The organism is Marinobacterium maritimum (assembly GCF_039523155.1).
GTDB classification, from domain to species: domain Bacteria; phylum Pseudomonadota; class Gammaproteobacteria; order Pseudomonadales; family Balneatricaceae; genus Marinobacterium; species Marinobacterium maritimum.
The window spans coordinates 470,962-486,575 of sequence record NZ_BAAAET010000003.1 but is presented as its reverse complement, the minus strand read 5'-3'; the positions used below and the strand labels follow the sequence as shown (position 1 = coordinate 486,575).

General features: G+C 57.5%; 10 protein-coding genes. 9 read left to right on the top strand and 1 reads right to left on the bottom strand.

Going from position 1 to position 15,614, the window contains the following annotated elements:
• Positions 1-39: 39 nt before the first annotated feature.
• Complete coding sequence (locus ABD013_RS13270) at positions 40-2,502, bottom strand: penicillin-binding protein 1A (protein ID WP_343806654.1); 2,463 nt, start codon at positions 2,500-2,502, stop codon at positions 40-42.
• Positions 2,503-2,663: 161 nt separating this feature from the next.
• On the opposite strand from ABD013_RS13270, the gene pilM reads away from it, so the two are divergent.
• From pilM to gltB, 9 genes are all read left to right on the top strand, one after another.
• Positions 2,664-3,722, top strand: coding sequence for a type IV pilus assembly protein PilM (gene pilM / locus ABD013_RS13265; RefSeq protein WP_343806652.1), 1,059 nt, complete (start codon positions 2,664-2,666; stop codon positions 3,720-3,722).
• 18 nt (positions 3,723-3,740) lie between these two features.
• Positions 3,741-4,289, top strand: coding sequence for a PilN domain-containing protein (locus ABD013_RS13260; protein WP_343806649.1), 549 nt, complete (start codon positions 3,741-3,743; stop codon positions 4,287-4,289).
• Complete coding sequence (locus ABD013_RS13255; RefSeq protein ID WP_343806646.1) at positions 4,289-4,897, top strand: type IV pilus inner membrane component PilO; 609 nt, start codon at positions 4,289-4,291, stop codon at positions 4,895-4,897. Before ABD013_RS13260 ends, ABD013_RS13255 begins: the two co-directional genes overlap by 1 nt.
• Positions 4,881-5,444, top strand: a complete 564-nt coding sequence (locus ABD013_RS13250; RefSeq protein WP_343806644.1) for a pilus assembly protein PilP — start codon at positions 4,881-4,883, stop codon at positions 5,442-5,444. Before ABD013_RS13255 ends, ABD013_RS13250 begins: the two co-directional genes overlap by 17 nt.
• Positions 5,445-5,449: 5 nt before the next feature.
• Positions 5,450-7,609 (top strand): type IV pilus secretin PilQ, encoded by a 2,160-nt coding sequence (locus tag ABD013_RS13245; protein WP_343806642.1) that lies wholly within the window; start codon positions 5,450-5,452, stop codon positions 7,607-7,609.
• A gap of 21 nt (positions 7,610-7,630) precedes the next feature.
• Positions 7,631-8,158, top strand: coding sequence for a shikimate kinase AroK (gene aroK, locus ABD013_RS13240; RefSeq protein ID WP_343806640.1), 528 nt, complete (start codon positions 7,631-7,633; stop codon positions 8,156-8,158).
• Between the two features lie 21 nt (positions 8,159-8,179).
• The gene (aroB, locus tag ABD013_RS13235; RefSeq protein WP_343806638.1) at positions 8,180-9,268 is read left to right on the top strand and encodes a 3-dehydroquinate synthase; all 1,089 of its coding nucleotides are present in this window, start codon (positions 8,180-8,182) and stop codon (positions 9,266-9,268) included.
• Between the two features lie 36 nt (positions 9,269-9,304).
• Complete coding sequence (locus ABD013_RS13230; protein WP_343806636.1) at positions 9,305-10,960, top strand: AAA family ATPase; 1,656 nt, start codon at positions 9,305-9,307, stop codon at positions 10,958-10,960.
• 190 nt (positions 10,961-11,150) lie between these two features.
• A complete protein-coding gene (gene gltB / locus ABD013_RS13225; RefSeq protein WP_343806633.1) occupies positions 11,151-15,605 on the top strand; it encodes a glutamate synthase large subunit in 4,455 nt (1,484 codons plus the stop codon).
• Positions 15,606-15,614: the final 9 nt, after the last annotated feature.

Here is a 15,614-nt window from a genome sequence, read left to right as displayed (position 1 = left end):
TGTGCGCTTGCAGGCCCGGGCGGGAAAGCGACTGTCGGGTCAGTAGCCGAAGATCGCTTCCGTCGCCGGTGCTTCCAGTTGCTGTTCCGGGCTGCGTGCGGTTTCGCGGGGGACATCTTCGCTGCGGAAGTATTCATTCATGGCGTTATCCTGACCGGCATAGGCGCGCTTGCCGGTGGCCGGGTCGATACGTACACGTACGACGCCTTGCGGCACTGTTGGCGGGTTGTCAGGAATATCCTTCAGGGCTTCTTCCATGAAGTCGATCCAGATCGGCAGAGCGCGGCTGCTGCCGTACTCACCACGGCCAAGGGGTGCCGGCTGGTCGAAGCCGACCCAGGTGGTCGCGACCAGATCGGGGCTGAAGCCGCTGAACCAGACATCCTTCTGTTCGTTGGTCGTGCCGGTCTTGCCAGCCAGATCGGCTCGTTGGAGTACGCGAGCACGCGTGCCGGTACCGCGGGTGATGACATCACGCATGACGTCGTAGATCAGGAAGGCGTTGCGCGGGGTGATGATACGCGTTGCCGGTGACGGAGTGGCGGGTGCCTCGTCCGGTGGCAGCAGGGCGGTCAGTGCTGAATCGTTGACGACCTGCGCCAGCTCGGTGTCACTGTCGCCTGTGTCGTCGCTGACGGAAACGGCAGTATCGCACTGGGGACAGGCCTGCACAGGGTTGGCCTGAAGAATGATGTCACCCTCGGCATTCTCGATGCGGGCGATCAGGTAGGGCTCGATCAGGAAGCCGCCATTGGCCAGGGCCGCGTAACCACGGGCAACCTGCAGCGGTGTGGCGCTGGCGCTGCCCAGTGACAGGGATAGGTTGCCCGGAAAGTTATCCGGTTCGAAGCCGAACCGCAGAATGAATTCCCGGGCCTGCTCGATTCCCAGCGCGCGCATCAGGCGAATGGAGACCAGATTGCGAGAACGGAACAGGGCTTCACGCAGGCGTGTCGGGCCGTTGAACTTGCCGTTGTCGTTCTCGGGGCGCCAGGCGCCTTCCAGGCTGACATCATGAAATACGACCGGGGCGTCGTTGATGATTGAGGCCGGTGTGAAACCGTTTTCCAGTGCAGCGGTATACAGGAAGGGCTTGATGTTGGAACCGGGCTGACGATAAGCCTGGGTCGCCCGATTGAACTTGTTGTGATAGAAGCTGAATCCGCCGGTCAGGGCGCGGATGGCGCCGTCCTGCGGATTCATGGCAACCAGTGCGCCCTGGACGCGGGGCATCTGGGTCAGGCGCAGCTTGCCTTCCGGGTCCAGCATGACGCGGATGATATCGCCGGCATCCAAAACGTCACTGGGGCGTTTGGGCTCAGGGCCGGTCCAGTGAACGCTGCGGTAGGGGCGAGCCCACTTGATGCCTTGCCAGTCCAGCTGGCTTTCGTTGCCGTCAGTGCGCAACAGTCGAGCACCGTCGTCGGTTACCTCCAGCACCAGGGCCGGTTCCAGACCCGCATAGGCAGTATGCTGGCGCAGTGCGCTGAGCTGATCTTCGAGGTTGAGGGTGTCGATATCGATGCTGGCTTCGGCGCCGCGGTAACCATGGTCGTCGGTATAGTTAAGCAGGCCTCGTCGCAGCGCCGCGGTGGCTTCGTCCTGCATCTGGCTGTTAATGGTGGTCCAGACGCGGTAACCGTCGGTATAGAGGTCTTCGCCGTACTGCTCATATAGCTGCTGGCGCACCATTTCGGCGATATAGGGCGCATCCAGTTCGATATCGCTGCGGTGGTAGCGGGCGGTGACCGGGGTAGCTACGGCTTCGTCATGCTGTTGCTGTGAAATGTAGCCGAGCTGTAGCATGCGGCCCAGAATCCAGTCGCGTCGCTCCTGAGCGCGATCAGGGTTGGTGATCGGGTTAAACGCAGAAGGAGCCTTGGGCAGGCCGGCAATCATCGCCAGCTGGGCGAGGCTCAAGTCATCGATATTCTTGCCGTAATAGGTATTGGCGGCTGACTGGATACCGTAGGCGCGGTGTCCCAGATAAATCTGGTTGACGTATAGTTCCAGAATCTCCTGCTTGCTAAGCTCCTGTTCGATCTGCAAGGCCAGCAATATCTCGATGAACTTGCGTCGGAAGGTCTGCTCACGCGTCAGGAAGAAGTTCTTGGCGACCTGCATGGTGATGGTGGAGCCACCGCTCTGGATGCGCCCGGTTGAGGCCAGCTGGAAGGCTGCACGGCTCAGACCCTTGATGTCAATGCCGAAGTGCTCGAAGAAGCGGGTGTCTTCAGCTGCCTGAAGTGCCTTGATGAAGTTGCCGGGGATTTGCTCGAACGGAATCGGTGTGCGCTTCTTTTCACCGAATTCGGCGATCAGTTTATCGTCGGCGGAGTAAACGCGTAACGGCGTCTGGAATTTGACTTCGCGCAGGCTCTGTACATCGGGAAGCTCTGGGCTGAAGTAATAATACACGCCGGCAAAGGTCGCAGCGCCAGTAAAGACGCCGATCAGAGACAGTGTCAGTAGCCATTTAAATAGCCGTTTCAGAATACGCATGCGGGCCTTGGAAATTACGTTGGAAAAAAATAGAGCTGGATCATTATATAGGTGTAACTAGCACGGTCCACAATGAACTGGCAGTTTAAATTGTCCCTGATTCAGGCTACATTGTGACCGATTGCGGGACTTCACCTGGTTGATGATATAAGGAAAATGTCGTGCTCAGCTTATTCAAGCCAAAGACTGCCGGCTGGGTAGGAGTGGATATAGGCTCCGCTTCTGTAAAGTTGGTGGCGCTTACCAAACATGGACAGTCATACCAGATCGAAGGTTATGCTGTTGTTCCTCTGCCTCCCACCGCGGTAGTTGATGGCAATGTCGAAATCCCGGGTGAAGTGTCTGATGCTATCGAACGTGGTATCAAAATCTGCGGCGTAAGCCTTTCTCATGCGGTTACGGCGGTTCCCTCCTCTGCGGTCATTACCAAGCGCCTGGAAATCAGCAACGCCTTCGTTGGCATGGAGCTGGAAGAGCAGGTGCAGGTTGAGGCCGACCAGTTCATCCCTTACCCGCTGGAAGAAGTTGCGCTGGATTTTGAAGTGCAGGGGCCGGTTGATAAGGCGCCAGAGCTCAACGATATCCTGCTGGTCGCCTGTCGTCGCGATGATGCCGATAGCCGGGAAGAGGCGATTAACGGTTCAGGCCTGAAGTGTGAAGTGATTGATATCGACACTTACGCGATCGAGCGTACCCTGCCATTGCTGGAGATGGGTGAGCCGGGGGGGCAGCTTGTCGGTATCGTGGATATTGGCGCGGCAACCCTGACCCTGAATGTGTTCAAGGGCAACAAGATCATCTATAACCGTGAACAGGCTTTCGGTGGCAATGATCTCACCAACATGATCCACCAGCAGAAAGGAATCGACGTTGCGGAAGTCGAGCGTTTGTTGAGCACGGGCGAACTTGACGAAGAAACGATGGAAATGCTGGTGCTGCCTTTCCGTCAGACGGTTGTGCAGCAGGTATCGCGTGCGCTGCAGTTTTATTACTCCTCCGGTTCTCAAGGGCAACTGGGCAAGCTGTATCTGGCCGGCGGTACCTCGGGTCTTGAAGGACTGTCCGCCATGGTTGGTGAAGAAGTGGGTGTAAGCACCTACATTGCCAATCCTTTCGTTAATATGCAGGTGGCCTCCAAGGTTAACGCAGCACGGTTGCAGAAGGATGCTCCTTGTCTGCTCAAGGCGTGTGGCCTGGCGCAACGAAGCTTTGATATTTAGGGATCATAGGGATTATGTATGGCACGTATTAACCTCAGGCCCTGGCGCGAAGAACGGAACGAGCGGCAACAGAAGCGCTTTATCGGCAATATTGCCGGTGCTGCCTTGCTGGGTGTGCTGGTCGTACTGGGGATCAGCTATTACTACGATGTTCAGATGGATCGCCAGAATGCGCGTAACAGCTATCTGAAGACCGAGATTGCCAAGCTGGATCAAAAGATCAAGGAGATCCAGGAACTGCGCGCCAAGCGCGAGCGTTTGCTTGAGCGTCTCAAGGCTATTCAGCAGCTGCAGGGCAACCGTCCGGTCATCGTGCGTAACTTTGACGAGCTGGTGCGGGTGTTGCCGGATGGTATCTATTACGAATCACTGGTACGTAAGGGTGAAGCAATCACCGTTGATGGCTTGGCCGAGAACAACAACGATGTTTCCGAGCTGATGCGTCGCCTGGATAGTTCGATCTGGTTTACCGAGCCTGACCTGCGTCAGGTCGATACGAGCGATGATGCCAAACATTTCAATATGCAAGTCGGCATGACCCGGCCTGATGCTGAGGAGGCAAAATAATGGATGCCAACTCATTCAAGCGTGCCTTTCAGGGATTCGATATCAATAATGTGGATGTCAATCAGGCCGGCAGCTGGCCGATCGGCGTCAAGATTATCGTTTACCTGATGGTATTTGCGCTGGTAGTCGGTGGTGGCGTGCACTTCCTCATCAACGATAAGCATGTGGCCGTCGAGCGCGAGATCGCCAAGGAAGGAGAGCTCAAGCAGGAGTATCAGACCAAGGCGTTTCAGGTTGCCAGTTTGGATGCCCTGCGCAAGCAGATGGCGGATGTGGAAGGGCGCTTTGCCGAACTGCTGAAACAGCTGCCGACCGACAAGGAAGTGCCGGGGCTGCTGGAAGATATCACCGAGATTGGCAAGGCTGCCGGCCTGGAGTTCGATCTCATCGCGCTGCAGCCTGAGCGCAAGGAACAATTCTATGTGGAACTGCCGATTCGAATTCTGGTGCGGGGCAACTACCATCAGATGGGCGAATTTGTCAGTGGTGTGGCCGCTATCAAGCGTATCGTGACCTTGCATGACTTTGCTCTGAAGCCTGAGAAGCAGGGCGGCCTACTGTCAATGGAAATCAGCGCGAAGACTTACCGCTATGATGATACGAAATAACGCTCAGCCCAAAGGCCGGTTAGCACTGGCTCTGCTTCTGATGTTGCCGTTATCAGGGTGCCTCTGGGTCGATGATACTCAGGATCTGCAGAGCTACACGCGTGAGCAGCAGGCACGGCCCAGTGGTAAGGTCGAGCCGCTGCCTGTCTTCAAGCCCTATGAAAGCTTTGTCTACGAAGGCGCGAGCCTGAGGAACCCCTTCCGCCCCCTGGTGCGCGGCACCGGCGAGCGCGAAGAGATGATGCCTGATGATGCGATCCGGCCTGACATGGAGCGGCCCAGGGAGTATCTGGAAGAGTTCTCGATTGATGAGCTGCACATGGTGGGTATCATCACGGAGCCAGGGGGTAATACGCTCTGGGCGTTGGTCAAAGACCCCAATCGGGAAGTGCACCGGGTCGTGGCCGGCAACTACCTGGGCAACGATTATGGTGAGGTGACCGCCATCAGTGAGCGTGAACTTCAGCTGGTAGAGATTATTTCGAACGGACGGGGCGGCTGGATGAAGCGGCCACGTACACTGACGTTAGAAGAACAGCAGGATTGATAAGGATGCAGACCGTGAATACACACAGACGGATCGAAACCAACCGGATGCAGGCTCGACGCCTGGCGCCATTCTGGCTCCTGCTCAGTGTACTGATGCTGACTTTGTTCGGACGTACTGCTCTGGCGCAAAATGCAGTCCTGCAGGACGTCAGCTTTGCTTCTCTGCCGGGCAAGAAAATCGAGGTTCAGATGAGCTTTGATGCTGTGCCGCCTGCGCCCAAAGCCTACATGATCGAAACCCCCCCGCGTCTGGTGGTGGATCTCTGGGGAGCGGGTAACGGCATGGAGCAGAAAGTGCTGGCAGTCAAGTCCGGTGAGGTCGACAGTCTGCATTTCGCTGAAGCCAATGGCCGTATGCGCATCGTAGCCAATCTGAATGCGGTGGTTGGCTATGACATCCGTACTCAGGGCAACATGCTGTTGCTGGAGCTGGGGAGGGATGCCGCAGTTGCGTCTTCTGCTGCAGTGCAAGCCAACAAGGCGGCTTCGGCACCGCGTGATGTAGCGGCCGATAACAGCCGTGTAACCGGGATCGACTTCCACCGTCTGGACGGTGACCGTGGCCGTATCACCGTTGACTTGAGCAATGCCGGAGCGGGCCTGGATATCATTGAAGAAAGTGGCAACGTGGTGGTCAATCTGACCAATGCCGATCTGGATCCGGCGCTGCAGCAGCGTCTGGACGTGCAGGATTTCGCTACGCCGGTGAACTACATCGATACCGTGGTTAATGGCCGCAATGCAACCATCCTGATCAAACCGACCTCAATGCCCTACGACTACATGGCTTACCAGAGTGGCAGCCAGCTGGTGCTGGATTTCCAGCCGTTGACAGCCGCTGAGCAGAAGGCCAAGGAAGATTTCTTCCCCTATAAGGGAGAAAAAATCGACCTTAACTTCCAGAATGTCGAGATCCGTACTGTTTTGCAGATCATTGCTGAGGTGGCGGAAAAGAACCTGGTGGTCAGCGACAATGTTCAGGGTGATATCACCCTGCGCCTGAAGAATGTTCCCTGGGACCAGGCGCTGGATATCGTGCTCAAGACCAAGGGGCTGGATAAGCGTGAAGCGGGTAATGTACTGCTGGTCGGTACTGTGCAGGAAATCGCTGAGCGCGAAGCAGTGGAGCTGCAGAGTCAGCAAAGTGAAATTACCGTTGCGCCTTTGGCCACCGACTTTATTCAGATCGATTACCGCAAGGCATCCGATATCAAGGCGCGTCTTGAAGAAGCCAAACTGGTCTCCGAGCGTGGTTTTGTAATGGCTGACGATGAAACCAATACCTTGATGGTACGTGAAACGGCTAAGCAAATAGCCGAGATTCGTGACACCATCAAACAGTTCGATGTTGAAGTTGCACAGGTGATGGTGCAGGCAAGACTGGTTACAGCGTCCGATACCGCTGCTAAGGAACTGGGTATCCGCTGGGGTGCCGGTTATCAAGGCGACCGTCTGAGTGTCGGGGGATCACCCAACTTCGATTCAACTCCTTTCGTGCATAACCCGATTCTGACCTCGGACCAGGCCGACTCGGTCGAGGATTCCGAAGCGCTGAAAAAGAACATAACAATCCCGAGTAACCTGATGGTGGACCTCGGAATTGAAAGCGCGACATCGGGCCTCGCCTTCGGATACCTGAGCGATCGTTTCCTGCTTTCCGCCGAACTGCTGGCAATGCAGACTGACGGTAAATTGGAGATCGTTTCCCAGCCAAAGGTAATTACCACCAATGGTAAACCTGCCGTTATCAAGGCGGGTCAGGAAGTGCCGACCCGAACTATCGATAGCGACGGCAAGGCGACAGTCGAATGGAAAGAGGTGGTTCTCAAGCTGGATGTGGTGCCGCAGATCATCCCAGGTGATAAGGTACAGCTGGATCTGATAATCACCGAAGACTCGGTGGGTGCGATCTACGATGACTTGGGTAACCGCCTGATCAACAAGCAGGAGCTGCGAACCTCCATTGTGGTGGCCGATGGTGAAACGGTCGTGTTGGGTGGCGTGTTGCGTAACCAGACCAGTGAAAATGTGTCCAAGACACCGTTGCTGGGTGACTTGCCGGTGCTGGGGCATTTGTTCAAGAGCCGCATAACGGATAATGAAAAACGTGAACTCCTGATCTTCATCACTCCGCAGATGATCCGAGAGTCACTCAGACGATAAGTACAAAGAGCTAAGAACAACTTGAATGTGTTTCTAATTGGCCCTATGGGTGCTGGTAAAAGCACCATAGGGCGTTTGCTTTCTCAGGAGCTGGCACTGGAGTTTCACGATTCCGATCGTGAAATCGAGGAAAGAGCCGGTACCAATATTCCGTGGATCTTCGATGTCGAAGGTGAAGCGGGCTTTCGTCAGCGCGAAGAAGCCGCAATCGATGAACTCAGTCGGCTGGACAATATCGTCCTGGCTACGGGTGGCGGTGCTGTGCTTCGTGAGGCCAATCGTCGGCATCTGCAAAGTCGGGGAACCGTCGTTTATCTGCACACCTCCATTGAGCAGCAGTTGGAGCGGACCGCCAAGGATCGCAACCGGCCCCTGTTGCAGACGGAAAACCCCCGCGCTGTGCTGGAAGCCTTGATCAAGGAGCGAGACCCGCTTTACCGCTCCTGCTGTGACCTGCTGATCAAGACCGACCGTCGGCACCCCAGGGGTGTCGTGAACGATATTGTTCGCTTTCTCAAGCGGCAACAGCCCCTCAAAACATCCGACTAAAGCGCTTTCGGAGACGTACTGATGCAAACGCTGAATGTTGATCTGGGGGAGCGCAGCTACCCTATTCATATTGGCCAGAACCTGCTGGCACAGCCACTGTTGGCGCCTTTCATCAAGGGGCGCCAGGTGATGGTAGTCAGTAATGAAACCGTGGCGCCGCTGTACCTGGATAAACTGATGGCACAGCTGTCCGGTTTCCAGGTGGATGCGGTTATCCTCCCCGACGGTGAGGCGTTCAAGGATCTGGACCATATCAACCGTATCTTTGATGCTTTGCTGGAAAAGCGCCATAACCGAACTACCACGCTGATTGCGCTGGGCGGCGGCGTGGTGGGTGACATGACGGGTTTCGCGGCCGCCTGTTACCAGCGTGGCGTGGCCTTTATTCAGGTGCCGACCACTCTGCTGTCGCAGGTGGATTCATCTGTGGGGGGCAAGACCGGCGTCAACCATCCGCTGGGCAAGAACATGATCGGTGCCTTTCACCAGCCACAAGTCGTGCTGGCCGATACCGATGTACTGACGACGCTGCCGGAGCGGGAGCTCTCGGCGGGCCTGGCCGAGGTGATCAAGTATGGCTTGATCCACGATGTCGAATTTCTGGGCTGGCTGGAGCAGAACATGCCGGCCCTGCGTCAGCGCGATTCATCTGCGCTTGCCCAGGCGATTTACCGCTCCTGTGAAATCAAGGCGGAAATGGTGGCACTGGATGAGCGGGAAGCCGGTGTGCGGGCGCTGTTGAACCTTGGCCACACTTTCGGTCATGCGATCGAGACTGATCAGGGCTATGGGCAGTGGCTGCATGGTGAGGCCGTTGGGGCCGGGACGATGATGGCGGCGGATCTGTCTGCACGCCTGGGATGGCTGTCGCAGCAGGATCTTGATCGCGTGCGCAACATTCTGCTGGCTGCAGGCCTGCCGGTATTGCCGCCGACCGATATGACATCTGAGCGATTCCTGGAGTTGATGTCGGTCGACAAGAAAGTGATCGATGGCAATCTGCGCCTGGTGTTGCTGCAGAAGCTGGGCAAGGCCGTTGTGACGTCGGATTTCCCGGCCGCGCGACTGACGGAAACACTGATCGCAGGTGAGCGTCTGGGACAGCTGTAACCGGATATCGGAAGGGTCGGAGAAGGAAGGTCAGACATGAGTGTGCCCAGCTATTACCATGAACCGGGATCGCGGTTGCAGTTATCGGAGAAGCTGCAGCACCTGGTGCGTTTTTCCGACTTTCTGATCCTGATTGCGGGTGTTGAGGGGTGTGGCAAAACGACCCTGCTGAACAAGCTGGAACAGGATGGGCAGGCCAGTGCTGGGCGCTCGGCGCTGGTCGGCTTTGAGGCGACGGCGGATGTGACGGGGCTGTTGCAGGCGCTGACACATGCGCTGCAGATGGAGCCGGCTGACGGCAATCAGGCGCGATTGTCCCAACTGCATGCTTTGGCCAAGCAACTGGCTGAAGATGATCTTCCTCTGGTGTTGCTGATCGATGATGCCGATTACCTGACCAATAATGCGCTGGAGTTGCTGATCAATTTTGCCACTCTGGAAGGTGCGGCCGCGCCCCGGATCCTGCTGGCGGGCACGCCGGCATTTGAACAGCGCTTCCGTGAGCTGGAGCTGGATCAGCGACTCGAAGGCCATCTTCATGTCGAGCATCTTGAGCCTTTTACGGCAGAAGAGTCGGCTGAATTCATTGAGTCGCTGTTGCCGGACGGTGTCGTACTCAAGGAGCGCCAGCTGCGCTTGCTGGTTGAGCAGTCGGCTGGTCGGCCGGCACGCTTGCGTCAGGCGGTTGCCGATGTTTTGAAACGGGATTCCGGCGTCGCGCGTTCCTCCGGTAAGCTTCCCATGCCGCCGAAACATATCAGTGCGGCGTTCATTATTCTGCTGCTGGTGTTTTCCGTTGCCATCTGGCAATACCTGCCCGATGACGAGGCGGAGACGGTCGTGGCGGAGCGGGTAACCCTGCCGCTGGCGATCAACACCGTGCCACAGGCGCAGACCGGTGCGGCAGACGAAATTCGCCTGGATGTGGAGCCGTCTAGGCCAGCTGACAGTTCATCGATGCCACCGGGTGTGGAACAGGCGATGGCGGCGCTGACGCCTGCGGAAACCCTTGTTGAAACTGCCGCGGACGCTCTCGCGACTACAGCCGCATCCGCAGACAAGGCAGCTTCACAACCAGAGGTGGCTCCGGCTGTAGTGGTTGAAACGGCTCAAGTTGGCTCAGACATTCAGCCCTCTGAAGTTTCCCTCCCTGACGTTGACCCTGCAGTGATTAAGCCCGCCGAGACCAGGCCGGTAGTGGTGGAGGCTGCTGAAACTCCAGTCGTGAAACGGCCAGAGCCGGAGCCGGTTGCAACGCCTGCACCGAAACCGGAGCCGTTACCTGTCGCGCAACCCAAGCCGCAACCGGTAGCTAAGCCTGTAGCTGAACCAAAACCTGAGCCCAAGCCTGTGGTAACACAGCCAAAAGAGACAGCCGGTGCTGCCGATCGCTGGTTGCGCGAACAGGAGTTGATGGGCTGGCCGGTGCAGGGGTATACATTGCAGATGCTGGGGGCGCGTGAAGAGAAAAGCGTGAAGGTCTTTATCGAATCCCAGGCTCAGCCGGAGCGCTTCTATTATTTCCGTACCCTGTTCAAGGGCAAGCCCTGGCATGTGGTGGTGTATGGTCAGTATGCCGACCGTGCCGCCGCGGTCAATGCGGTTAAGGCGTTACCGCCCGCTCTGCAGAAGCTGCGGCCCTGGGCGAGATCGATTGCCGGTGTGAAGGCAGATATTCAGAAAAATCAGTAACTTAACCTGGAAAATGGCACCCTGGGGTGCCATTTTTTTTACCCCGGATTGTCACCTTTGTTGGGTAAAATTTGTTCTTTTGCCACCGCGCGTGTAAAATTGCTTCCCCTTTTTGCCCGTCCAGTATGCTCCGGGAGAAAGGAGATATTATAACTATTTGTTTTTAAAGAGTTTTTAGTGAGGTCGGCTTATGAACAAAGGTCTTTATCGCCTCGGAGAATTCAAGGATAACTGTGGCTTTGGTCTGATGGCCCACATGCAGGGACAGACCAGCCACGACTTGTTGGAAAAGGCGATTGAAGCACTGGCTTGCATGACTCACCGCGGAGGGATAGCTGCGGACGGCAAAACCGGGGATGGTTGTGGTCTGCTGATGCAGAAGCCGGATAGTTTCCTGCGTGCGGTGATGAAAGAAGAGCAGGGCGTAGAGCTCGGCGAGAATTATGCCGTGGGCATGGTATTCCTGTCCCGTGAGCCGGCACTTGCCGAACAGGCTCGCAGCGAGCTGAATAGTGCTTTAGAGGCACAAGGCCTGGAAGTCGCAGGCTGGCGTACGGTTCCAACTGATCAAGGCTGTTTGGGACCCATCGCAAAAGATACTCTGCCACAGATTGAGCAGGTATTTATCAACCCAAATGGCAAGAACGATCGTGAATTTGCCGTTAGCCTCTTTACAGCCCGCCGCCTCACCGAAAACGCTCTCAACCAGGATCCTGATTTTTACATCTGCAGTCTTTCCGACAAGGTTCTTTCCTACAAGGGCCTGATGATGCCGGTGGATCTTCCGGTGTTCTACCAGGATCTCAACGATCCGCGCCTTGAAACAGCGATCTGTACTTACCACCAGCGTTTTTCTACCAACACCGCTCCGCGTTGGCCGCTGGCGCAGCCGTTCCGCTTCCTGGCGCACAATGGTGAGATCAACACGGTTGACGGCAACCGCAACTGGGCTCGTGCACGTCGCACCAAGTTCGTGACCGAACTGCTGCCGAACCTGGATGAGCTGCAGCCGATCGTCAACACCACCGGCTCCGATTCCTCCAGCATGGACAACATGCTCGAGTTCCTGCTGGTCGGTGGCATGGACATCTACAAGGCCGTACGCATGATCGTACCGCCGGCGTGGCAGAACGTTGAGACCATGGACTCCGATCTGCGTGCCTTCTACGACTACCACTCCATGCACATGGAGCCCTGGGACGGTCCCGCCGGCATGGTTATGACCGACGGTCGTTTCGCGGTCTGCATGCTGGACCGTAATGGTTTGCGCCCGTCCCGCTGGGTGATGACCCGTGACGGCTATATCTGCACCGCCTCCGAGATCGGCGTGTTCGATTACAAGCCGGAAGATATCGTGGCGCAGGGCCGTGTCGGACCGGGACAGATGCTGTCGATCGACACCGCGACCGGTGAAGTGCTGCATACCGATGACGTGGACAACAAGCTCAAGTCCGGTCAGCCGTACAAGCAGTGGCTGAAAGAGAATGCCATCCGCCTCGAACAGCACATGAACTTCGACATGGAGTCCCAGTCCTTCCGCGAAATGTCACCGGAAGAGACCAAGGAACACATGAAGATGTTCCAGGTGACCTTCGAAGAGCGCGACCAGGTACTGCGTCCGCTGGGTGAATCCGGCATGGAAGCGGTCGGCTCCATGGGTGACGACAAGCCGATGGCGGTGCTGTCGAGCAAGATCCGCTCACCCTACGACTACTTCCGTCAGCAGTTCGCGCAGGTGACCAACCCGCCGATCGACCCGCTGCGTGAAGCGATCGTCATGTCGCTGGAAACCTGCATCGGTGCCGAGCAGAACGTGTTCGAGGAAACCCCGCAGCACGCGCGCCGTATTATTCTGACCACACCCGTGTTGTCGGCGAACAAGTTCCGCTACCTGTGTGACTGCCCGAACGAAGGCTTCGAATCGCACAAGCTGGACCTGCAGTACGACCCGGAAGTGGGTCTTGAGCAGGCGATCCGTGACCTCTGCGCCCAGGCTGAAGAAGCAGCCCGTAACGGCAAGGTCCTGCTGGTCCTGACTGATGCTTATATCCAGCGTGGCAAGCTGCCGATCCATGCCGCCATGGCCACCGGTGCGGTACACCACCACCTGGTGGAAAAAGGTCTGCGCTGCGAGACCAACCTGATTGTGGAAACTGCGACTGCGCGCGATTCTCACCACTTTGCCGTGCTGTTCGGTTTTGGTGCGACTGCGGTTTACCCGTACCTGGCGTACCGCGTGCTCAACGACCTCTGCCGTACCGGTGAGCTGGGTCTGGAACCGATGCAGGCGCACGAAAACTACCGCAAGGGCATCAACAAGGGCCTGCTGAAGATCCTGTCCAAGATGGGTATCTCCACCGTTGCCTCCTACCGCGGCGCTCAGCTGTTCGAAGCCGTGGGCCTGTCCAGCGAAGTGGTCGACCTCTGTTTCCGTGGCGTGTGCAGCCGTATCGAAGGTGCCCGTTTCGCCGACTTCCAGAGCGAACAGGCGGATCTGGCCAAGCTGGCCTGGAGCGCGCGCAAGCCGATCAGTCAGGGTGGTCTGCTGAAGTATGTCCACGGTGGCGAGTACCACGCCTACAACCCGGATGTGGTGCGTACCATCCACGAAGCGGTCACCACCGGTGATCAGCGTGCCTACGACCGTTACGCCGAGCTGGTCAACAACCGTGGTGTCGCGACGCTGCGCGACCTGCTGGGCCTCAAGAAAGGACTGAAACCGGTACCGCTGGACGAAGTCGAGCCGGTTGAGAACATCTTCCCGCGCTTCGATAGTGCTGCCATGTCACTGGGTGCACTGTCTCCGGAAGCGCACGAAGCGCTGGCCGTTGCGATGAACGAGCTGGGTGGTCGCTCCAACTCCGGTGAGGGTGGTGAAGATCCGGCCCGTCACGGCACCATGAAGCGCTCCAAGATCAAGCAGGTCGCTTCTGGTCGTTTCGGTGTTACGCCGGAATACCTGATGAGTGCCGATGTCATGCAGATCAAGGTTGCCCAGGGCGCCAAGCCCGGTGAGGGTGGCCAGTTGCCGGGCGGCAAGGTCAACGACCTGATCGCGCGTCTGCGTTACTCGGTGCCGGGCGTGACCCTGATTTCGCCGCCGCCGCACCACGATATCTACTCGATCGAGGATCTGGCGCAGCTGATCTTCGACCTCAAGCAGATCAATCCTGAAGGGCTGGTATCAGTGAAGCTGGTATCCCGCCCGGGTGTCGGCACCATCGCCTGTGGCGTAGCCAAGGCCTATGCTGACCTGATCACCATCTCCGGTTACGACGGTGGTACAGCAGCTTCTCCGCTGACCTCCATCCACTACGCCGGTTCGCCATGGGAACTGGGTCTGGCCGATGCTCAACAGGCACTGCGTGCCAACCTGCTGCGTGGCAAGATCCGCCTGCAGACAGACGGTGGTCTGAAGACCGGTCTGGATGTGGTCAAGGCCGCGATGCTGGGTGCCGAGAGCTTCGGCTTCGGTACCATGCCGATGGTCGCGCTGGGCTGCAAATACCTGCGTATCTGTCACCTGAACAACTGTGCGACCGGTGTTGCGACTCAGCGTGAAGACCTGCGTAGCGACCACTTCCGCGGGACCGTGGAAATGGTTAAGAACTTCTTCCGCTTCATCGCTGAAGAAACCCGTCAGCTGATGGCTCAGCTGGGTGTACGCAGCTTCGACGAGCTGATCGGCCGTGTCGACCTGTTGGAAATCCTGGAAGGCGTAACGCCGAAGCATGCCAACCTGGACCTGACGCCGATCATCGGTAATGCCGGTGTGCCGGAGGAGTATCCGCACACCTGTCAGCAGCCGCGTAACGAGCCGTACGACGCCGGTACGCTGAACACCGAAATGCTTGAACTGGCCCGCGAAGCGATTGCCGGCAAGCAGGGCGGTGAGTGGACGCTGAGGATCACCAACTGCGACCGTTCCGTTGGTGCTCGCACCTCGGGCGAAATTGCCCGTCTGCACAGCAATCAGGGCATGAGCGATGCGCCGATCACCTTCCGCTTCCAGGGCCATGCCGGTCAGTCTTTCGGCGTCTGGAACGCCGGTGGCCAGAACCTGCTGCTGGAAGGCGATGCCAACGACTATGTCGGCAAGGGCATGGCCGGCGGCAAGATTGTTGTGCGTCCGTTCGAAGCAGCGACCTTCAAGTCCAATGAAACCGCGATTCTGGGTAACACCTGCCTGTACGGTGCAACCGGTGGCAAGCTGTTCGCGGCCGGCCATGCCGGTGAGCGTTTCGGCGTGCGTAACTCCGGCTGTCATGCGGTGATCGAAGGTGCCGGTGACCACTGCTGTGAATACATGACCGGCGGTATGGTGACCGTGCTGGGTGAAACCGGCTACAACTTCGGTGCTGGTATGACCGGTGGTTTTGCCTACGTGCTGGATATGAACAACAGCTTTGTGGACAAGTACAACCACGAGCTGGTGGATATCCACCGCATCGGAACCGAGCAGATGGAAGCGTACAAGAACCACCTGCGCTCGGTGATCGAGGAGTTCACGGCGGAGACCGGAAGTGCCTGGGGTCAGGAGATCCTCGACAACTTCTACGACTTCAGCTGCAAGTTCTGGCTGGTGAAGCCGAAGGCCGCAAGCCTGAATGAACTTCTGAACACTGTGCGTGTACGTCCCGAGTAAGCACAGAGA